Below are 19,912 nucleotides of genomic sequence, written 5' to 3'. Positions count from 1 at the left end.
TTCGGTTAACGGATACCCGCGCCGGCCAGCGACTCCGGTGCCCATTGGGCTTTGGAAAGCGCTTCGATGTACTTGATGCCGCCGTAAGGGCCGTAAACACCGGAGATGCTGTAACTACCCGCGACGAAGTCGTAGATCATGAAGTTGTCCGAATTCGGCGCCTGCACGTCGTAGCTGTAGGCCATGTGGGCGAAGGAGCCGCGGTACAGCTTGCCATTGGCGTCATATTCGTCGGATGCCAGGGCGATCCAGCTGTCCTCGTCGAGGTAGAAGGTACGTTTGCTGTAGATGTGGCGCTTGCCCGGTTTCAGCGTTGCTTCGACCACCCACACGCGGTGCAACTCCCAGCGCACCAGGTCGGGGTTGACGTGGTTCGGCGTGGTGATGTCCGCCGCTTTATCGTGGTAGTTGAGCTTGTAGGTGTTGTACGGAACGACCATCTCCTTCTTGCCGACCAGCTTGAAGTCGTACCGGTCCAGCGCACCGTTGAACACCCAGCTATCGTCATAAGTGGAGCTGCCGGCCGTACCCGGGTTCGGCGTGTCATAGGCAAGGTCCGGTGCCAACTTGACGCGGCGTTGCCCGGGCAAGTACTGCCAGGCACGGCGCGGTTGCTTCAACGGGTTGACCGCGTCGTTGAGCAGAACCGCCTCACCGGCGCGACGGGCCGGGCCCTGGTAATAGAGCTTGGTCTTGAAGAAAATATCGCTCTCGTTCGCCGCAGTGGTACGGGCCGGATCGTACAGCGAGTACTCAAGATAGCCGTTGCTGGTGGTGGCCAGGGTCGCACGACCGGAAGAATCGACGTTCCAGTTGTCGTACTTGATATTGAGCGCATGCCCCTGAAAGCGCAGCAGATGGTTCCACATGGCTTCATTGCCATCGTTGGGGATCGGGAAGGGTATGCCCGGCAACGCGTTTTCCAGGGCTACGCCACCTTCGAGTGACCTGGTCCCCACGGCGTTTTTGGCAGTATTGTCCAGCACTCGTTGCGGCAGGCCCACGGTACGGTGGGTCGGGAACACATCAACGCGAAAGGACGGGTATCGCTTGAGCAATTCCTGGGTCGATGCGGTCAGCTTGCCGTTGTATTCGCTGGCATTCTTGCTGTTGATCACCAGCCTTGGCTTTTCCCCCTCGAATGGGTCGGGACGGAAGGAGCTGCCCTTCTGATAGCTGGCTGGCGCAGTCTTCAGTCCACCGGTGTAGGCCGGGATGCTGCCATCGGCATTGCCGGATTTTTCGGCACCAACGCCGGTCAGGGTGGTACCGAGCTTGGCCGCCTGGTCCGGGGAAACGGCTGCATGTGCGCCGCCGGCGACGGCCAGCGCCAAGGTGGTGGCCAGAACTGATTTGACGAATGTCATGGAATATCTCCTGTTGCTGGGCAACGGTTCGATCAGATAGTCGTTTTGAAGGTGAAAGTGACCATGCCGCGATCCTTGAGCTGCGATGGGGTTCCGCCGAAGGCGGTGGTTTGACCGAGGGCGCAGTTGTACTGGCCGTTGGCGCCGGGAGCGGCACCCTCGCCTTGCGCCCCGGCACTGCCGGCGGAATCGCAGGTATCGAACGGACCGAAGTTGTCCACGTACTTCAGGTCGAAGCGGTACTGGCTGCGCACATCCATGCCGATGCCGACCGAATAGCTGCCGGCGTCCTCGTTACCGCCCAGCTGCACGGCGGAGTTGCCGTTCAGCCCGACGTTGTAGGTCATCGGCATGTACATATCGATGCCGGGGAACACCTGGTACCAGGTCGGGTTGAAATTGACGCCGACGATGTAGTTGTCCTTGGTGACCTTGTCGGTGCCGTGGTACCAGTCCTCGCCCTTGAACAACTGCTTGTTGTCGGTCACGTCCAGCCAGCGGCTGTAGCCGAGCTCGACCAGCAACGAGGAGCTGTCCCACAGTGGCGTGTCGGCAAAGGTGGTCAGACCGTTGAGCACCGCGTGGACGGTGTTGCCGCGGGCCACGCCGTTTTCGCCATCAAAGCTGCCGATGAAACCGGGCAAGCCGGCGGCGGCTGCAGCCGGGCTGACGGTGCCGGCCACGCTGGCCAGGGGCATGTTTTCGCGGTAGTTCAGGTCGAAACCGACGCTGACCCAGCCGAGGCTTTTCGACAGGCTGATGCCGTAGATATCGATGTCATCGACGTAGAACTGGTTGTAGCTGCCGATGTTGCCGGAGATCAGTTGCGCCGGGCCAACGGCGGTCGGCTGCAGGGCTAGATTGGGCAGAATGTCGGAGGTATTGCGGTAGTAGACACCCAAGGTGCCGTCCAGCCATTCCGGACTCCACTTGGCCATCAAACCGAAGTCGCCGCGGTCGTCCGGGGTGAAGGTGTGGCCGTTGCTCAGGCGCAGGAACTGGTTGGCGCCGATCGGCCCGGGAGCCCCGAAGAACGGGTTGACGCCGCCAATCAGCGACAGGTTGTGCCCGCCATTCTGGATGCCATCGTTGAAGCCCAGGTAGGTACCGGATTCCGGCAGGCGCGACGCATCCCAGTCGAGGAAATACTGCGCGCCGAGGGTCAGCTCCGGGTTGGCCGTGAAGCTCACGGACAGTTGGTTACGCGGGATGAACAGCTCCTTGGCTTCGGTACCCGGCACCGCCAATGCCTTGGAAATATCCAGCCCGGATTGCCCGTAGCTATTGCCGTGGGCAACGGCCAGGATGCTTTCGCCCCAGTATTGGGTGTGCTGGCCGAGCTTGGCGCTGAGGATCGACTCTTCACCGACTTCCATGCTGCCGAAGACGAAGGCATCGAGGATCTCGGCCGACGGGCCGTTGTAGTAGCGATCGGCGTAACCGCTGATATGCCGTGAGTCCGGCACTCCGTGGTTGAGCTGATTGGTGGCCGCATTGTCGCTGCCGACGTTGTCGTAGGCGTGGTCGTACCACGTGTTGGCGCTGACGCGAAAGCCGGCCTTTTGCTTGTAGACCACGTCCAGTTCCGAGAGCACATCCAGGCGCTGGGACACGGCACTGCCCGAGGAGAAGTTACGGTTGCCGTCGTTGTTGTTCCAGGCATTGGCCAGCTTGCTGTTGGGGCTTTCGACCCGCTGGGCATAGTTGAACTTGAAGGTGTTGTCGAAACGCACTGTCAGGTCTTCGTTGCCAGTAGCGATTTCCAGGGCCTGCACGGGCCCGATACCCAATCCGCTCAGGATCGCGCAAGACAGAAGCCCTCGACGCAAGTTTGTCTGGCAGATCTTATTGTTATTGTTCATCTCACCTTCTCTTTTGGTTCATGAAAATGCATTGAATCGGCCTTCGACGCTGTCTTTAGGTGCGTTGCAGAATGGTTACCGCGACGGCGCGTCCCAGAGCCGCGCTGTGCTGAAGTGCCGTCCGGGCACCTTGGCGTTGTCCAGGTGTTGCAGCGCCGCGCAGTTGCCAGACCAGCTCGGCAATCTGTGCCAGCCCCGTTGCACCCGGCGCATGACCGCGACCGAGCAGGCCACCCGAGGCACAGACGGCAACCCGTGCGCCTCGGGCATTGCGGCGTTCTCGCACGAACGTGTCGATCTGGTCTTCCTCGCACAAACCCAGGGCGGCGCTATAGACCATGAAGTCGCCGACACTCTGATCGTGCAGCTCGACCACTTCGATCTCGTCGGCACCCAGTCCGGCAAGTTCGTAGGCTTGCTGGGCGACGCGGTGAGTCGCGGCACGTCCCAATACATCGAGAACGCAACCGGACTCCTGCTCGGAGGCGGTGTCACTGCCGCGCACGCTGGACAGCACCGCCACACCACCCCGGGCGCCATACCGGGCGAGAAATGCCGCACTGCAAAGCAGCACCGCTGCGGCGCCGCATGCGGGTGGGCAAAGATAGGGCGCCAGCCAGCCATCGAGCGCGGCACCATGATTGAGTACGGCCAAGGGATTGACGCTGGCCTGGGCCCGGGCCTGGCTGAGCACCTGTTCGAAGCTGGACTGAGCCACGCCCATGCGGGTCAACAACCAGCTGGTCTGGGCGGCGAATAGCGCCGCCGGATGCTCACGCCGAGCCAGAAAGGCCAGGGAGGCGTCAGCCTGTTCGAGGCTGTCCCACGCTTGCGGCGCCAAATCGTCCAGGCCGAAGAACGCCCGATTGGAAACATTGGCCGGCATGTTTTCGAAGCCGAGCACCAACGCGCATTCGGCCTCGCCGCACAGCACGCTGTGGCGCGCCAATTGAAAAGCACTGGTGGCTGCTGCACAGCCGTCCCGGACCGTGAACACAGGGATGCCGGTAAGGCCCGTTTCGGCCAGCGCCTCTTCGCTGCAACCGACCGCACCGCTGACACAAGCGGCAAACACCTGATCGACCAGGTCGTAGTCAATGCGCGCATCGTCAAGCGCCTGGCGAATCGCCCGGCTCGCCAGCGCAGCGGTACTTTCGCCAGCGCCCAGCGGGACAAACGGAGTCATACCCACTCCCGCGATCAGCACTCGTTGACTCATGGAATTTCCCTCGATAGCCGACACGCGACGGCACGTCGCTTATCGATCAGGTGTCATGGAGCAGTCCCCGTCCTGCCTGTGCAGTCGATCTGCTGCTGGCGCAACGTGGAGCTCACCTTATCGGGTCTGCACCAGACAACCCCCCTCTCGTTGGGGGGGGATCGTTGTAGGGGGGGGTATGTAGGAACGCGATGAGACAGGCCAGTGCCGAGACGTTCCCTGCCCGTGAAAACCGCGCGCACCTGATCAACTGCCGATGACTGGTTTTCGGCGCCGACTATGCTCAAGGCATGGATCGACCGCGTGCCGGTTTGCGGCACTTGCTACGGTGGCAACGGCTTCTCCGATCAGAGCGGTCGGGGCAGCAAGAAGGCGCTGGTCACGGTCACCTTTGGCGATCGCGCAACGCAGCGGTGAAGAACGTTCGATGAGGCGCTTTACCCAGTGGCACCCGATATTGCATAGCCAGGGCGAGCACCAAGCGGGAAACTATCCGGACTGTAGAGGGACATCATCAACATGTGTCGCATAGATCCTGAACTGGTCCTGAAGACCACCCCGCCCCGAAGCCAGAAAACCGCCCGAGTGCGCGAGCGACTCAGCGTTGACACCCCGGAACTGGCGGACAAGGTAGCGATCGCTGTCCATGGTCCGGCCGGCTTCGGTAAAACGACGCTGCTGGCCCAATGGCGCCGGGAGTTTCTTTCGCGTGGTGCGGTGGTGGCCTGGCTGATGCTCGATGGTCATGATGACGAAGTCCGTTTTACCCAGGGGCTGGCGGCGGCCATGGCCATTGGCAGTGGTCGGCAGCCTTTTGCGGACATGCTTGAGCGAGTGCCGGGTGATGGCCGCGACGAACTCGAAGGGCTGACCTACTGGCTCGCAGAAGTGGCCGATATGGGCAGCGAAACCGTGTTGATTCTCGATGATGCCGATGCCTTGCCCGAGGCGACCGTTCGCCATTCATTGACCTATTTGTTGCACAACGCTCCGGCCAACCTGCGTATCGTCATGGCTTCGCGCCGACGCCTGAACCTGCAGGTGGCGGATCTGCTGGCACGCGGGCTGTACGTCAGGGTCGCAACGGATGCGTTGCGTTTTCGCACCGAAGAAACCGTGGCGATTCTCAGCAGCCGGTTCGGTGCACGCATCGATACTGATCTCTGCGTGCGCCTGAATGAAATCACCGAGGGTTGGCCACTGGGGCTGCAGCTGGCGATTACCGCCATCGAGAAAAGCAGCAACCTGAGTGTTGCCATCGATGGATTGTCGGCCTGTTCGGGCGATATCCAGCATTACTTCGTCGAGAGCCTGGTGACCCGCCTGTGCGCCGAACAGGTCGACTTCCTCACCAGTATCGCCTTGCTGGACATGATTCATCCCTCGCTCTGCGTCGCGCTCACCGGCGATGAGCGGGCCGGTGAAATGCTCCAGGGTCTGTGTGCCTCGACACCGATCTTCGTCGAAGGGGTCGACAGTGATTGGGTACGCCTTCATCCCCTGGCCAGAGAATTCCTCCAGGAACGTTTTGCACGCCTGCCGTTGGCGCGCCGCCAAGCCTTCCATGAACGCGCGGCGAGCTGGCTCCAGGAGCACGCTTTCTTCGAGGAAGCCGCACGGCAATATCTGCTGGCCGGGCGTGTCACGCAGGGCTACGAGATGATCGAACAATGCCTGTACGAAATCATGCTGCGAGGTCAATTCAGCCGGGTGTTGGAGTGGGTGGCAGAACTGCCGCCCACAGAGGTGGAATCGCGTCCGCGCATGTGCCTGGCGGCGGCCTGGTCGCTGGCGATGAGCGAAAGACACAGGGAAGCGGACAGGCTGATCGAGCGCATCCAGCAGGACCCGGGCGCGAATGAAGAGTCGCGCTGCGAAGCGGCGATGATTGCGGCTACCGCCGCCTACTTTGCCGACCGGCCGGACGAATCGCTGGCGATCATTGACCACTGGGTGAACGCAGAGCCTGCCCTGTCGACCAAATTACAAGCCATCCTCGCGATCCAGGTCGCCCGCTTGACGCTCTTCCAGGGTCAGCCGGAGAAAGCCCGGCGTATTTTGCAGCGTGCGCCCCACTATGCGTGGAGCTCGGGGCTCGATGCAATCCGCGGCAGCGGCGTTTGGGGGATGGGCCTGAGCTATCTGTTCGAGGGGCGCATGCAACCGGCCGAAGTCGCTTTGCGCGATAGCCTGGTGCGGGCCGAGCAAGACATCGGCCGGCGCAGCTCAGTGGCGGTGAGGCTGGCCTGCGGATTGGCCACGGTGTTGTTCGAACGGGACGAAATCCAGGAAGCCGCGACGGTACTCGCCAACCGCCTGGACGTGGTCGAGCGTCTATCCTCGCCGGAAGCGATTGTGCTGGGTTTTCTCACCGCCTCGCGCCTGGCTGTTTTGCAAGGTCAGGCCCACCGCGGCCACGACCTGCTGGAGGCGCTGTTCGCCCTTGGCGAGGAGCGCGGCATTGCGCGTTTCTGCCTGGTGGCCCTGGGTGAACAGATCCGCTTGAACGCGCTGCATGGCCGGGGTGATACCTGCCAGGCACTCTGGCGCCGACTGGATGAACTGTTGCCGGACGTCGCCCGTCAGCAGCACGGATTACTGGGACCGGAGTTGAGCCTGATAGCCGGACTGGCGCAGGCCTATGTCGCCCTGGTTCAGCGTGACTGGCAGACTGCGCTGGACGTACTCGCCGTGGCTGACGAGACTGCCGGGCGCCTGCGGCGCGGGCGCGAGACCGTCCAGGTCAAGCTGCTCAAGGCCCTGGCGCTGAAGATTTCGGGGGGCGATGGTCTACCCTGCCTGCTCGAAGCGATCAGCCTCGCCCGGGAGTACGGTCTGCAGCGCATTCTCCAGGACACTCATCCGGACATCCTCAAGTGGGCGCGCAAGGTCCAGGGTGAATCCACCCCGCCGCCGACACCAGCCACACTCCAGCCCTCCCCGGTGCCACGCTTTGAACCGCAGACCAGCGCTTCCCCCAGCCGACTGCTGACGCCCAAGGAACGCGAGGTGCTGCAGTTGCTGGCCCGAAACCTGTCGAACAAGCAAATAGCCCTGACACTGAATGTCGGTGACCAAACGGTAAAGTGGCACCTGAAAAACCTGTTCGGCAAATTCCAGGCCGGCACCCGCAAGCATGCGGTGGACCGCGCCTACATGTTGGGTATTCTGGAGTCAGGTATTTAACCCGGCCGACAGTTGACTAGTCCTGCGGTTGCCAGACCAGGCAACCGCTCCCCTGCCTGACCCCGGACTCGGGAATTTTCGAGCTTTTGCGCACGATCAACTGCCCTCGAACGACCTCTTGAATCGCCGGGGTATCAGGGTTCTCCAATTGCGCGCAGATGATGCCGACCGCACGACTGACCATGGCAGCCACCGGCTGCACGTAAGTGGTCAGCGCAAAGACCGGCCAGGACGCCAGGGCAATGTCATCGAAGCCGACGATGGAAATGTCCTGGCCGGGCTTTAGACCGAACTCCTCGCGAGCGACGTTTATCGCGCCCAGCGCCATGATGTCATTGGCGCAAAAAATCGCGTCCGGTGGCGTGGCGCAAGACAGCAGGCGGCGAGTGGCCGCCATTGCTCCGTCGAAGGTGTAATGCCCTGCTTCCCGTTGCGGCGCTGCTTGCCCGAGACTTTGCAACGAGTCGACAAAACTTCTTTCTCGGTCGCGACTGGTCGAGGAACTCTCCTTGCCAGCGATAAACGCCGGATGACGATGGCCACCGGCAACCAGGAACTGCGCAATTTCCAGGCTGCCCTGGGCGTTGTCGCTGGTCACGCTGGAGATGCTGCTGCTGTCATTTCGACGATTGAGCAGCACCACGGGCAAACCGTTCTGCTTGCACTCCTGGGCAAAACGCGAAGACAGGCTGGCCGAGACCAGGACCAGTGCTTCAACGCGGTAGCCGAGTACTTCTTCGAGCACCGGATCGGAGTCTTCGTGATTGGCGGTGGAGAACAGCAGTACGCGATAACCCAGCTCTTCGAACGCCGCCGACAAGGCCTCCAGCACCGCTGAATAAAACGGGTTCTCCATGCTGGGCGCAACGACGCCGATCAGATTGGAGCGGCGCTTGATCAGCGAGCGCGCCCACTGGTTGGGTCGGTAACCCAGGGTCGCCGCCGCCTCTTCGACTTTCTGGCGAGTCTTGGGCGAAACGCTGGCGCCTTTGGTGAAGGTTCGCGAGACCGCGGATTGGGAGACGCCAGCCATCCTGGCCACGTCATGGGCCGTGACCGGATGCCGGGGTGGGTCGTTGGAATCTGCCATTTCTGCTTCTGCGCCAAATGTTCAAATGGCGATCATACCTGCCCTTGCCTGCGACGTGTGCAGCCTGACCGTTTTGCCACACGACACATGCCTCCCACTACCAACCCTTCAGGTCTTTTTTCTCCGTCCCCCTTTTCAACGGCCTCGTCAATGACTTAGGATTGCCCTCATTGCATACGTATGCAAATTCAAAAACAACAACGCTCAGGAATCTATCCCATGGCAACTTGGCTCAAAAAAGGCGCAGAAGCGTCCGTCATCAAATCGGCCGCCCGTGAAGTGCGTGACACGGTCGAAAAGACCCTGGCCGACATCGAAGAGCGTGGCGATGCCGCGGTTCGCGAGCTCTCCATTCGCTTCGACAACCTTGATCGCGAGGACTACCGACTCACCAGCGCCGAGATCGATGCCTGCATGGCGCAGTTGACCAAGCGCGACATCTCTGACATCGAGTTTGCCCAGACCCAGGTGCGCAATTTCGCTCAGCACCAACGCAACAGCCTGCGCGACCTGGAAGTCGAAACTCTGCCAGGCGTGGTCCTCGGCCACAAAAACATCCCGGTCAATGCGGCCGGATGCTACGTGCCAGGCGGCAAATACCCGCTGCTGGCTTCTGCGCACATGTCGGTTATCACCGCCAAGGTGGCCGGCGTACCACGCATCATCACCTGCGCCCCACCCTTCCATGGCAAGCCGGCCCCGGCCATTGTTGCCGCGCAGCACATGGCGGGTGCCGATGAGATCTACTGCTTGGGCGGGATCCAGGCGATCGGGGCCATGGCCCTGGGGACCCGGTCCATTGCTCCGGTCGATATGCTGGTCGGCCCGGGCAACGCGTTTGTCGCCGAGGCCAAGCGCCAATTGTTCGGCCGGGTCGGGATCGACCTGTTCGCCGGCCCCACAGAAACGCTGGTGATCGCCGACGAAACGGTCGATGGGGAAATTTGCGCCACTGACCTGCTCGGTCAAGCCGAACACGGCCCGGACTCGCCTGCGATCTTGCTGACCACTTCGCAAAAGCTGGCCCGCGAGACCATGGCTGAAATCGAACGCCTGCTGCAGATCCTGCCGACTGCCGGGATTGCCCGTCAGGCCTGGGAGAATTTTGGCGAAGTGATCGTGGCCGAAGACGAACAGGAGATGCTGGCCATCGCCAATGACCTGGCGTTCGAGCATGTGCAGGTCATGACCCATGACCCGGACTTCTTCCTGACCAACATGCGCAACTACGGCGCCCTGTTCCTCGGCCCGCGCACCAACGTCTCCTATGGCGACAAGACCATCGGCACCAACCACACCCTGCCCACCAAGAAAGCCGCGCGTTACACCGGTGGCCTGTGGGTCGGCAAGTTCATCAAGACCTGCACCTATCAGAAGGTCATGACCGACGAGGCCTCGGCGCTCATCGGTGAGTACTGCTCACGCCTGTGTGCCCTGGAAGGCTTCTCCGGACACGGCGAGCAGGCCAACATCCGTGTCCGTCGCTATGGCCACAAGGATGTGCCGTACGCCGGAATCGCAGAGTAAAAACAGCCTGGCTAAAAAGGGCCGCGAGATTTGCGCGGCCCGACAACAAAAAATCACAGCCACTGCGCAGACTGTCGTTTGCGCCTCTGCGCGGCAGGCCCAGCCTCGAAGGACATCCCATGAGTGTCATCATCGCCTTGTTGGCGTTGTTCGCCTTAATGCTCGCTGCTTATCGGGGATACAGCGTCATTATCTTCGCGCCGCTCGCTGCACTTGCTGCCGTTTTGCTCACTGATCCCGGCGCGGTTGCCCCGGCGTTCAGTGATATTTTCATGGACAAGATGGTCGGTTTCATCAAGCTCTACTTTCCGGTGTTTTTACTGGGAGCGGTGTTTGGCAAGTTGATCGAGCTGTCCGGTTTTTCCCGCTCTATCGTCAAGTCAGTGATTCACTTGTTGGGCAGCGGCCAGGCAATGCTGGTGATTGTACTGGTCTGCGCGCTGCTCACCTACGGCGGCGTTTCGTTGTTCGTGGTGGTGTTTGCGGTCTACCCGTTCGCGGCGGAGATGTTCCGTCAAAGCGATATTCCCAAGCGACTCATGCCCGCGACCATTGCCTTGGGTGCGTTCACCTTCACGATGGATGCGATGCCCGGATCGCCGCAGATCCAGAACATCATCCCCACCACGTTTTTCGGCACCACGTCCTGGGCCGCGCCCTGGCTGGGCGTGCTGGGTTCGTTGTTCATACTGGTCGGTGGCATGCTCTATCTCGAGCGTCAACGGCGCAAGGCCCAGCGCTCGGGCGAAGGCTACGGCAGCGATCTGCGCAACGAACCGCAAACCCCGCAGGACATCACCCTGCCCCACCCGCTGATAGCGTTGTTACCCTTGCTGCTGGTGGGGGTGATGAACCTGGCCTTCACCCATTGGATCCCGCAATGGTATGGCAGCGTGTATGAAATCGACCTGCCAGGGCTGAAGGCACCGATCCAGACCCAGGTGTCGAAGATGATTGCGATCTGGTCGGTGCAGGCGGCGTTGCTGGTCGGGATCGTCACGGTGTTCATCTTCAGCTATCGCACCATCGCTCGCAAACTGGCCGAAGGCAGCCGCAGCGCCGTCAGCGGGGCGATGCTCGCCACCCTCAATACCGCGTCCGAATATGGCTTCGGTGCAGTCATCGCGGCGTTGCCGGGCTTCGTCGCGGTCGTCGAGGCACTGAAGGTCATTCCCAATCCTCTGGTCAACCAGGCCATCACCATCAACTTGCTGGCGGGGATTACCGGGTCGTCATCAGGCGGCATGAGCATTGCGCTCGCCGCCATGTCCGATACCTTCATCGCCTCGGCCAACGCCGCGCAAATACCCCTGGAAGTCATGCATCGCGTGGCGTCAATGGCTGCTGGCGGCATGGATACCCTGCCCCACAACGGCGCAGTCATCACCTTGCTGGCGGTCACCGGCCTGACCCACCGTCAGGCGTACAAGGATATTTTCGGCATGACCATCTTCAAGGTACTGGCGGCGTTTTTCGTGATTGGGGTGTATTACCTGACCGGGATTGTCTGATCCGCTTCCGTGCCAGCTGGCAATGTCGGCTGAACCCCATCGCGAGCCTGCTCGCGAAGGGGATGTATCAGCCGACATCTCCATTGCCTGACACGCCGCCTTCGCTGCGGTGCGCTGATCGGACAAGCTGCTGCTAAATTCGCTGCGCGAACATGCGGGGGTCGTACATGAAATCGAACACGTCGACCACTTGGATCTCGTTCACCGCCGGGTGATTGGGGTTGATCACCACATTGCGTTCCAGAACCAGCACGGCAGAAGGAATGATCAACCCCAGGTGCGTGTTCGCCCTCAGCCAGGCGGTACCGAAATCCATGCTCGGGCGGTCAGCCGGAAGGCTCCCCCAACCGTCCGGCAACGACTTCGGATCAGGCTGCAAAAACAGCGCGGGATCGTCCGGCAGTTCGAAGCAGGTGATCTTCATCGGGAATGTCGGTTCGCCCCCCGCGTGCACAAAGGTTTCCAGACAGCAGATTGCCGCAGTCAGCCCCATGTAGACGGCGGGTACATCCTGATCATTCCAGCGCCCCCCCCCCTCGATAGCGGCTCCCATACCCGAAAGATCGGTCGCACGTTTCGCCTTCGCGATGCGCCAGGTCCGCATCAGGCCGCACCGCCCCACTCCAGCGCATGAAGCACACGCCGCACCTGCCTGGCGCCAATCTCGGTTTCGCACAGCATGATCGGGGCAATGCCGCCGAGCGCTTTGTTCGGTGCCGACATCCAGTGCGCGGCGTTCACCTTGCTCTCGAACACCTCTTCGGCCAGATGAGAGACCGTGGCGATGCGATCCAGGCGTTCTGAAGCGACAGAATCCAGATTCTTTTGCTCACGCCGACGCCTTTCGAGCGTAGAAATCGACGCGTTGAGCAGCGTTTCGACACTGCGCTCCTGCAGGTCGAAGGTCTGGCGCAGAGCCTGGACAAGAGACGCTGGAAAACCTGCCTTGATCTGCTGCAAGCGCTCCGAGTCCTTGAGCAATTCTCGATTGAAACTGAAACGCCAAAACGCGGCGATCGCGATTTCACCAGGTTCATCCTTCTTTGAGGCCGGACGCCGAGTGGCGGTCGAAGCGTTCATGGATCCTCCCATCAAATGAATTATTTTTTCAGTCAAATGAAGTGTAGGCTATCTCAGTGCTCCGCGATACTCCCGCTCGGCAACGATTGATCGCTGCACCAGTATCTGGAGGCTGTCATGGCCACCAGGCTTGTGCCAACCCCGATAAAGCCCTACGACTCGAGCCCGAACTCAAACCGTACCGCCTGAACGATCCCGCTGATGACATCCTCCACCAGCCATTTGCCCTTGTCGGCACTGGAGCCCCGGGCCGATGACAGCACGCCGCTTTGCGGCACCCATTCGGTTCGCGTCGGGTACATATCGTAGACCGGGAATTGCGCTGGCCCATGGTCAGGGATCTGGTCCAGGGCAACCAGTTGCGGGTGGTAGTGCAGCATCATCGAGGTCTCAATGACCGCGGCATGTTCCAGCGCGATGCCGGGAAAGCCGTCCGGAAAGATCCTGTCGAGGGTCTGGGACCTAACGAACTCCCAGTGCTCCAGGCGCATGACTTGCAGTCCGGCGTCCGGACCGATGTCGCGCAGGGCCAGCTCGATGCCCTCGGTGACGAACCACTGGTTTTCGTAATGTCCGATCACCAGCACCAGACGCTTCACCCCATGGCGATGAAATTCGCGCACGGCGTCGCGGACCATGGCGATCAGGGTCGCACCATCCACGCTGGTGGTTCCGCAGAAGTGTTGCCCGCCGCCGCATTTGGGCTGGGATTTGTAGCCATAGGACAACGCCGGGGCGACCACGCCGTCGATTGCCCTGGCCACGTCTTCACTGATGGCGCTGGCCAGCAACGCGTCGGTGCCCAGGGGCAAGTGCGGGCCGTGCTGCTCAGTCGCACCGATGGGCAACAAGACCACCGCGCCTGCCTGCACCCGGCGCTCGTAGTCGACCCAGCTGAGGTTATCCATCCGTACAGTGTTCATGAAGCAGTACTCCCGATGTCGATTCCAGATGTCTGGCGTCTCAACGCCATCAGCGCTGAGACGGTAACGCGTTGACTAGGCTCGCGGCGGATACCAGGACTCGGGTTCCGGGTAGTCCCAATCGGCAGGAAACGCATAGGTCTCGAATACCGTACTGGTATCCGCCTCGGTGCCGAAGAACGCGAAATGATTCACCCCCATCCAGGATCCGGACTGCACGCACTTGAAGCCGCGTCGAGTCAGTTCAGTGATGCGATCTTCGAACGGAATGTTGTTGCAGTCGTAGGCGACGTGCTGGATACCTTCGCCGTGTTGCTCAAGGAAATCGGCGAAAATCGTTGGCCCGGAAATAGGTTCCATCAACTCCCAGACCATGTTCCCGGACTGGGCGAAGCACACTTTCAGGACAAATTCGGCGGGTTCGCCCTGGTAAGTCTGGTTTTGCGTGTTTTGCGGGCTGAAGGTGTACACCCGCCAGGGACCGATACCCAGCTTGAGCAAGCCGTCCATGGTGCGCTGGTGATCACGGGTGACGATGGCAATCTCCACGACATTACCGAGAAACCCATCGACTGCGGCGCCAGCATTCAACGCGGTCAGCACATTGAGTTGTTCAAGATGAGACATTTATACGTACCCCTTTAATCATTCAATAGTTAAACAAACTTGCCGATTACTTGACCATCACCGATGAGCGAACAACTTCCGTTCGCCGTGAACGGTGCAAGAAGTAGTAAATCCCACCGCCCACACCAAACCCGGCCAGCCAGGACAAGTCAATCCCGCCAAGTGCCATTGCAATGGGGCCCTGTAGCGATTTAATGGTGCCCACTTGAAATAACCATGCCGCCAGTACGCCTGATGCAAGGGCCAATACTCCTCTCCAGTTAATATCGGTGCAGGCGCTGTCCGAGTGGTGGCAATACAGCGACTGCAGATCGACCTGACCACGGCGAATCAGGAAAAAATCCACCAGGGTGATGCCGGCCCACGGGCTGATCCACACCACGAAAAACACCATCAGGTTTTCAAAGGCGTGCACGAACTCGCCCGATTGCAGGAACAGGTAGAGCATGAACAGCGCCACCACCCCCGAGACCGTCGACACGATCCAGCGTGGCACTCGCAGGTCCAGCGACCGCGTCGCCAGTGCCGCCGAATAGATGACCACGATGTTGGTGGCGACCGGGCCATGCAACAGCACCAGCAGGACCGGCAGCGCCATCGTGCCAAACACCGCGATGATCAGTTGTGCAGGGTCCGAGCCTGCCCCGGCCGAAGCGATCGCGGCACCGAGAAAGGCCAGCCAGACGGTGGGCAGGAACATGCCGAGAAAGGTCGAGCGGAACACCTGGCCGTCGGACAGTTTGCTTTGGGTAAAGCGGGTGTAATCCGAGGCGTACACCAGCCAGGAAATGCCCCAGCCAATGCCGATGGCCGTCATCAGGCTGCTCATCGCCGACAGCTTGCCGATGCCGGCGGTGGTCGAGGTTTGCCACTGGATGTCCACGTGGGTGAACGCCAGAACGGTCATCACCACCATGATCAGCAGGATCACCGGCATGGTGTAGCGCTCGAAGCATTTGATGGCATTGAAGCCCCAGGCGGCAATGCCGACCTGGAGCAGCATGACGATCAAGGCGATGCCGTACTTGAGCTCCATGCCACCGTTGATGCCGATTCTGTCCAGGGCGGCCACCGCCAGATCCAGGACGATCCAGGTGTTGGTGGCCACCCAGCCCATGGGCATCAGCACCTGCATGATCGTCGGCATGTAGGCACCGCGGCGGCCGAACGCCAGCCGGGACAGCACCATCTGCGGTACGCCCGTGCGGTGGCCCATGATGCAGATCGCACCGAACAGGGCGGCACCCAATAGATTGCCGACCACGATCACCAGCAGGGTTTCAATCAGGCTCAACCCCAGCTGGATACCGATGGCACCCAACACCCAGTTGATCGGCGCCACATTCGCTCCGGCCCAGATCCAGAACTGGTCCAGCGGCGTTGAAGTGCGTTGGCTGTCGGGCACCGGCTCAATGCCCAAGGCATCATAGTTGACCTCGTTGATTAAATTTTTTTCCGACTCGCGACGCGTTGCCATTATTGTTTTCCTCGCTGACCGGCGACCCCGTGAATCGCCCCGAGCCATTAAAGCGAGGACTGTGAATTTAAGTAATTGATAATAACTAAACTGCTCTTTAGAAAAATGGCCACTTCAAGTATTACTCAATTGCGCAAATCAACCGAACATGCAGAACCCACTCCAGGCTTCAAATAAAAGAGCATCTAACCCGACCCGACAAATAAAACTCGCTGGTTGAGTTTTATTTGACGCCACTCAAATAAATGTCAATAGCCTGACCGTCGAGGTCGTGGCCAACTTATTGCCGTCTCCAAGGCAATCGGGCCTCGGGCTTAACAGGAATCTTCACATGACCACCCTTCTTCATATTGATGCCAGCGCACGATCCGATCGTTCCCTGAGCCGTAAATTGTCCCGGGCATTTGTCGAGGCTTGGGTGGAGCGCGATCACAGGACGCAGGTCATCGTTCGCGACGTCGGGCTCAACCCGCCGCCTTTCGTGACGCAGGACTGGATCGCCGCGGTCTTCACCCCCGAAGAACACATGACCGCCGAAAAGCGCGAGGAGCTACGGCTCTCGGACCAACTGATCGATGAGATCGAGCGCGCTGATGTCATCGTGATCGGCACGCCGATGTACAACTACGGGATGCCGGCCGCGCTCAAGTCCTGGTTCGACAAAGTGATTCGTATCGGCAAGACTTTCACCTTCGATCTGGACCGTGGTGACTACCCTCTGGAACCGGTCCTGAGCGGCAAGAAGCTGGTCGTTTTATCTTCCCGAGGCGAGTTCGGCTTCGGCCCCGGTGGCGTTCGCGAAAAGATGAACCACCTGGACACCCACATCCAGACCTGCGCCCACTACCTGGGCGTCAACGAGACTCACGTCATCGCCATCGACTACCAGGAGTTCGGCGACGCGCGCCATGAAGCCTCGATCGCCGATGCTTTCGATGCTGTTCCGGTCCTGGCCGGGCAGATGATCGAAGCACGACACAGCCGGTTTTCGCTGGTTTGACCGCCCTGCCGCGCCACCCACTGATGGGAGAAATCATGATCACCCTGCTGCAGACCGCTGAACGCTTGAGACAAGGCCTTACGACACCCGATGAGTTGATCGAGTCCGCGCTGGCGGCTGCCAGGGACTCGCAGCACGTATTCATTTGCCTGCTTGAACAGCGCGCCATCGATGCGGCGCAAGCATCAACCCGGCGCTGGCAGCAAGGGGCTCAATTGAGCCCCTTCGACGGCATTCCCTACGCGGTCAAGGATCTGCTGGACGTTGCCGGCAGCCGAACCACCGCCGGGTCCGTCACCCGGGCCGAGGCTGCGCTGGCGGTCGAGGATGCGCCGGTCGTTGCCGCGCTCACGGCGCTGGGAATGATCGCGCTGGGGAAAACCAACCTCACCGAGTTTGCTTACTCCGGCCTGGGCCTGAACCCTCATTTCGGAACGCCGACCTCCGATGTCGCGGTCGACGACAGCCGCGTGCCTGGCGGCTCTTCTTCGGGGTCGGCGATCGCGGTGCAACGAGGTATCGTCAGCAGCGCCATTGGCACCGACACCGCGGGCTCGATCAGGATTCCAGCGGCGTTCAACGGATTGGTCGGGTACAAGGCCTCCACGGGCCGTTATCCCATGGAAGGCATCCACCCGCTGGCGATCACACTGGACAGCCTCGGTCCATTTGCCCATACCGTGGCCGATTGCGTTGCGCTGGACGCGTCGATGCGCGGTCTGAAGGAAGCGACCCTGGAGGGCGGCAACCTTTCAGACCTGCGCTTGGTCATCGACGACGGTGTGATGTCTGACCCGATGTTGCAGCCAGCGGTACGCCAGAACCTGCTGTCGATGATGGAACGGCTGCGGGCGGCCGGCGCTCAGGTCGAGTCTTGGCCGGTTGTCGCCGTCGCTCGCACCCGTGAGCTGATTACCCGGTTAGGCTGGCTGGGGGCAATCGAGGCCTGGCGTTTGCTGGGCCCGGTGGTAGAAGGTCCGCTGGGACAGCGAATGGACAGGCGCGTGCGGGCCCGCCTGCGCTCCGCCAGGGATATCGATCCTGCTGCCGAAGCGAGGATTCGAAGCCTGCGGGTGGAACTGATGGCGGACATCGAGCGCGAGCTCGACGGTGCCATTCTGGTCATGCCCACGGTCAAGCATGTCGCCCCACCGATGGCGCCGCTGGCCAATGACGACGCGCTGTTTGCCAGCGTCAACCTCGAGACCTTGTCACTGACCATGATCGGCAGCCTGCTGGACATGCCGGGGGTGGCAATCCCGTCCGGCAAGGACAGCGCCGGGCTCGCCACCTCAACCCTGTTCTCGACGACCCGGGGACGCGACGATCACTTGCTCGGTGCCTGCCTGTCGATAGAAACGACCCTGCACGCAGCCAGTCTCAGGAGGTAACCGCCTGCCGATGTCGAGCCGGGTCATTCAGGCTGGTTTCCCTGAATGCCCTGGCCTCCTCCAGCAACCAGTCCCTGAACACTGCAAGGCTGCGGCGTGCTGCGCAGTGCTTGCCTTCAATCAAATGGTAGGTGAAACCCGGCAAGGTCGGGCCTTCCACCCGACGCATCCGCCCGGAGCGAAGCTCATCGTCAATCAACACATTGCTGCACAGCAGCGGCCCCAACCCGCGCTCTACCGCGTGCAGCGCCAGGGTTTCCTCGCTGTACCAGGAGATGCGCATATCCCGCGAGCCAGCGTGTTCGACCCGGGGCAGCCAGTCTGACCACGAGGGCGCTTCGAGCGCCTGGTTTTTCCATTTGAACGCCAGCAGCGAGCGATGATGGAAGTCGTTGATCGTCGGGTTGCGCTCGGCCGGACAGATACTGTCATCCGCTACCGCGATGTACCGGTCCTCGAACAACACCGGCCCACCTGCATCGGCATCCACCGGACCATAGCGGATCGCCAGGTCGACGGTCTCGGCACGCAGGTCCACGACTTTCTCCGAGGCGTGGATTGACACCACGATGTCTGGATGGATTGCGTTGAACCTGGCCAGGCGCGGCATCAGCCAGCGTTCGGCGAACGCGCGCGTGGTGGACACCTGGATCGCATCTGTCTCCCTGGATGCACCCAGGGCAAACGCCTGGGCAATCTGGTCAAAACCGTCTCGCAACAGCGGATAGATCACTTTGCCAGTGGAGGTGAGGGTTACCGTCCGGCCCCTTTCCAGGAGCTTTTGCCCCAACCCGTCTTCCAGCTGCCGGACCTGATGGCTGACCGCGGCGACTGTCACCGAGAGCTCGTTCGCCGCGGCGGAAAAACTCTGGTGACGGGCGACCGCCTCAAAGGCTCGAACGGAATTCAATGGGGGTATCTTGCGCATGGTTTTCTCCGGACTCTGCGGTGCTGCTGGCGGCACACAAACTCCGCCTGCAGGTGTTATTCGGCATCAGCTGACGCTGTAGTGAACATCCTGGGGGCGCATGCCGTTGACGGCCGTGATGTCCTGGGGACAGGCGCAGAGCACCACGATGGCGTCCATTTCCGCTTTGAGGCGCACGTACTGCCCGGCTTCACTGACCGGCGCCGCGAACTCGATGCGCCCGTCCCGATGAACCGGAACGTTCATGAAAAGATTCAGGGGGCTCGGTGTGTCGAAGGGAACCAGGCCGAGTGCAGCCAGGGCCAGGAACAGGTTTTCCTGGCAGCTGTCATGATGCCCGACCGCCCCCAATTGCACGTAGCGCGTCGGGTCGCAAGCGGCGACCAGCGTGTCGTGTACGCCGGGCGTGGTGTCTTCGGTGAGCGTGAGGATTTTCCGGCGCTTGTTGGTGACGAGGCTGTCGCCCCGGGATGGGTTGAGCTTCAACCAGAAAGGCCGGCTGTGTTCCATCGACATGGCTTCGCGCAGGTCATCCGGATTGAAGGCCCAGGTGTCCACGACCTGCTGCCCATGGGTGTTGATGAGCGTAAGGGTTTGTCCGTGCTGCAACCGGATCGCCACACCGCGCCGGGCGGGCAGGCAGATTCGTTCACCGGTTTGGATCGACGTCATTGTATTCATGGCTGTGTTCACCTCTTGTCAGGGCCGAGTACCTGCAACCAAG

The 19,912-nt window shown here is 61.1% G+C and carries 16 protein-coding genes and 1 pseudogene; 6 read left to right on the top strand and 11 right to left on the bottom strand.

What is annotated here, in order from left to right; genetic code table 11:
• Window positions 1–5: 5 nt before the first annotated feature.
• From ACA041_RS15215 to ACA041_RS15205, 3 genes are read right to left on the bottom strand one after another with little or no spacing between them, the layout of a single operon-like run.
• Entirely contained in the window at window positions 6–1,367 is a 1,362-nt protein-coding gene (locus ACA041_RS15215) for a DUF1329 domain-containing protein (protein WP_497441869.1), read from the bottom strand.
• Between the two features lie 32 nt (window positions 1,368–1,399).
• A complete protein-coding gene (locus ACA041_RS15210; protein WP_497441868.1) occupies window positions 1,400–3,229 on the bottom strand; it encodes a DUF1302 domain-containing protein in 1,830 nt (609 codons plus the stop codon).
• A gap of 55 nt (window positions 3,230–3,284) precedes the next feature.
• Entirely contained in the window at window positions 3,285–4,448 is a 1,164-nt protein-coding gene (locus ACA041_RS15205) for a thiolase C-terminal domain-containing protein (RefSeq protein WP_497441867.1), read from the bottom strand.
• A gap of 273 nt (window positions 4,449–4,721) precedes the next feature.
• Here ACA041_RS15205 and ACA041_RS15200 point away from each other — a divergent pair.
• Both ACA041_RS15200 and ACA041_RS15195 read left to right on the top strand, forming a co-directional pair.
• Window positions 4,722–4,865, top strand: a pseudogene (locus ACA041_RS15200) (NAD(P)H-dependent oxidoreductase); the annotation flags it as partial.
• 102 nt (window positions 4,866–4,967) lie between these two features.
• Window positions 4,968–7,634: a helix-turn-helix transcriptional regulator gene (locus tag ACA041_RS15195; RefSeq protein WP_497441866.1), complete on the top strand. Its 2,667-nt coding sequence runs from the start codon at window positions 4,968–4,970 to the stop codon at window positions 7,632–7,634.
• Window positions 7,635–7,650: 16 nt separating this feature from the next.
• Here the strand turns inward: ACA041_RS15195 and ACA041_RS15190 are convergent, their stop codons facing one another.
• A complete protein-coding gene (locus tag ACA041_RS15190; RefSeq protein WP_497441865.1) occupies window positions 7,651–8,724 on the bottom strand; it encodes a LacI family DNA-binding transcriptional regulator in 1,074 nt (357 codons plus the stop codon).
• Between the two features lie 219 nt (window positions 8,725–8,943).
• Here ACA041_RS15190 and hisD point away from each other — a divergent pair, with 219 nt between their 5' ends.
• A complete protein-coding gene (hisD, locus tag ACA041_RS15185; RefSeq protein WP_497441864.1) occupies window positions 8,944–10,251 on the top strand; it encodes a histidinol dehydrogenase in 1,308 nt (435 codons plus the stop codon).
• Window positions 10,252–10,370: 119 nt separating this feature from the next.
• On the top strand, window positions 10,371–11,762 hold the full coding sequence (locus tag ACA041_RS15180) for a GntP family permease (protein ID WP_497441863.1): 1,392 nt from the start codon (window positions 10,371–10,373) through the stop codon (window positions 11,760–11,762).
• Window positions 11,763–11,895: 133 nt separating this feature from the next.
• Here ACA041_RS15180 and ACA041_RS15175 read toward each other — a convergent pair whose 3' ends face one another.
• The 5 genes from ACA041_RS15175 to ACA041_RS15155 form a co-directional block, all read right to left on the bottom strand.
• Window positions 11,896–12,366 carry an RES family NAD+ phosphorylase gene (locus tag ACA041_RS15175; RefSeq protein ID WP_497441862.1) on the bottom strand — a complete coding sequence of 157 codons (471 nt, stop codon included), beginning with the start codon at window positions 12,364–12,366 and terminating at the stop codon, window positions 11,896–11,898.
• Window positions 12,366–12,842, bottom strand: a complete 477-nt coding sequence (locus ACA041_RS15170; protein WP_497441861.1) for an Xre family toxin-antitoxin system antitoxin — start codon at window positions 12,840–12,842, stop codon at window positions 12,366–12,368. The genes ACA041_RS15175 and ACA041_RS15170 overlap by 1 nt, the downstream gene beginning before the upstream one ends.
• Window positions 12,843–12,994: 152 nt before the next feature.
• Window positions 12,995–13,765 (bottom strand): creatininase, encoded by a 771-nt coding sequence (locus ACA041_RS15165; protein WP_497441860.1) that lies wholly within the window; start codon window positions 13,763–13,765, stop codon window positions 12,995–12,997.
• A 75-nt stretch (window positions 13,766–13,840) separates the two neighbouring features.
• Entirely contained in the window at window positions 13,841–14,392 is a 552-nt protein-coding gene (locus ACA041_RS15160; RefSeq protein WP_497441859.1) for a VOC family protein, read from the bottom strand.
• 46 nt (window positions 14,393–14,438) lie between these two features.
• The gene (locus ACA041_RS15155) at window positions 14,439–15,869 is read right to left on the bottom strand and encodes a purine-cytosine permease family protein (RefSeq protein WP_497441858.1); all 1,431 of its coding nucleotides are present in this window, start codon (window positions 15,867–15,869) and stop codon (window positions 14,439–14,441) included.
• A 331-nt stretch (window positions 15,870–16,200) separates the two neighbouring features.
• Between ACA041_RS15155 and ACA041_RS15150 the strand changes: the two genes are divergently transcribed.
• Together ACA041_RS15150 and ACA041_RS15145 are read left to right on the top strand one after the other, a co-directional pair.
• Complete coding sequence (locus ACA041_RS15150) at window positions 16,201–16,869, top strand: FMN-dependent NADH-azoreductase (RefSeq protein WP_497441857.1); 669 nt, start codon at window positions 16,201–16,203, stop codon at window positions 16,867–16,869.
• Window positions 16,870–16,904: 35 nt separating this feature from the next.
• Entirely contained in the window at window positions 16,905–18,260 is a 1,356-nt protein-coding gene (locus ACA041_RS15145; protein ID WP_497441856.1) for an amidase family protein, read from the top strand.
• On the opposite strand, the gene ACA041_RS15140 is transcribed toward ACA041_RS15145, so the two are convergent.
• Entirely contained in the window at window positions 18,250–19,188 is a 939-nt protein-coding gene (locus tag ACA041_RS15140) for a LysR substrate-binding domain-containing protein (protein ID WP_497441855.1), read from the bottom strand. The genes ACA041_RS15145 and ACA041_RS15140 overlap by 11 nt on opposite strands.
• 66 nt (window positions 19,189–19,254) lie before the next feature.
• Window positions 19,255–19,869 carry a DUF1989 domain-containing protein gene (locus tag ACA041_RS15135; protein ID WP_497441854.1) on the bottom strand — a complete coding sequence of 205 codons (615 nt, stop codon included), beginning with the start codon at window positions 19,867–19,869 and terminating at the stop codon, window positions 19,255–19,257.
• Window positions 19,870–19,912: the final 43 nt, after the last annotated feature.

The organism is Pseudomonas sp. LBUM1676 (assembly GCF_059695605.1).
Note: the sequence above shows the minus strand (reverse complement) of the source record. Positions and strands in the feature narration are given on the sequence as shown.

What these genes read in the sequence shown, in the direction of transcription:
- ACA041_RS15215 (WP_497441869.1), bottom strand. Translation starts at nt 1,367, where the DNA reads ATGACATTCGTCAAATCAGTTCTGGCCACCACCTTGGCGCTGGCCGTC.
- ACA041_RS15210 (WP_497441868.1), bottom strand. Translation starts at nt 3,229, where the DNA reads ATGAACAATAACAATAAGATCTGCCAGACAAACTTGCGTCGAGGGCTT.
- ACA041_RS15205 (WP_497441867.1), bottom strand. Translation starts at nt 4,448, where the DNA reads ATGAGTCAACGAGTGCTGATCGCGGGAGTGGGTATGACTCCGTTTGTC.
- ACA041_RS15195 (WP_497441866.1), top strand. Translation starts at nt 4,968, where the DNA reads ATGTGTCGCATAGATCCTGAACTGGTCCTGAAGACCACCCCGCCCCGA.
- ACA041_RS15190 (WP_497441865.1), bottom strand. Translation starts at nt 8,724, where the DNA reads ATGGCAGATTCCAACGACCCACCCCGGCATCCGGTCACGGCCCATGAC.
- hisD (WP_497441864.1), top strand. Translation starts at nt 8,944, where the DNA reads ATGGCAACTTGGCTCAAAAAAGGCGCAGAAGCGTCCGTCATCAAATCG.
- ACA041_RS15180 (WP_497441863.1), top strand. Translation starts at nt 10,371, where the DNA reads ATGAGTGTCATCATCGCCTTGTTGGCGTTGTTCGCCTTAATGCTCGCT.
- ACA041_RS15175 (WP_497441862.1), bottom strand. Translation starts at nt 12,366, where the DNA reads ATGCGGACCTGGCGCATCGCGAAGGCGAAACGTGCGACCGATCTTTCG.
- ACA041_RS15170 (WP_497441861.1), bottom strand. Translation starts at nt 12,842, where the DNA reads ATGAACGCTTCGACCGCCACTCGGCGTCCGGCCTCAAAGAAGGATGAA.
- ACA041_RS15165 (WP_497441860.1), bottom strand. Translation starts at nt 13,765, where the DNA reads ATGAACACTGTACGGATGGATAACCTCAGCTGGGTCGACTACGAGCGC.
- ACA041_RS15160 (WP_497441859.1), bottom strand. Translation starts at nt 14,392, where the DNA reads ATGTCTCATCTTGAACAACTCAATGTGCTGACCGCGTTGAATGCTGGC.
- ACA041_RS15155 (WP_497441858.1), bottom strand. Translation starts at nt 15,869, where the DNA reads ATGGCAACGCGTCGCGAGTCGGAAAAAAATTTAATCAACGAGGTCAAC.
- ACA041_RS15150 (WP_497441857.1), top strand. Translation starts at nt 16,201, where the DNA reads ATGACCACCCTTCTTCATATTGATGCCAGCGCACGATCCGATCGTTCC.
- ACA041_RS15145 (WP_497441856.1), top strand. Translation starts at nt 16,905, where the DNA reads ATGATCACCCTGCTGCAGACCGCTGAACGCTTGAGACAAGGCCTTACG.
- ACA041_RS15140 (WP_497441855.1), bottom strand. Translation starts at nt 19,188, where the DNA reads ATGCGCAAGATACCCCCATTGAATTCCGTTCGAGCCTTTGAGGCGGTC.
- ACA041_RS15135 (WP_497441854.1), bottom strand. Translation starts at nt 19,869, where the DNA reads ATGAATACAATGACGTCGATCCAAACCGGTGAACGAATCTGCCTGCCC.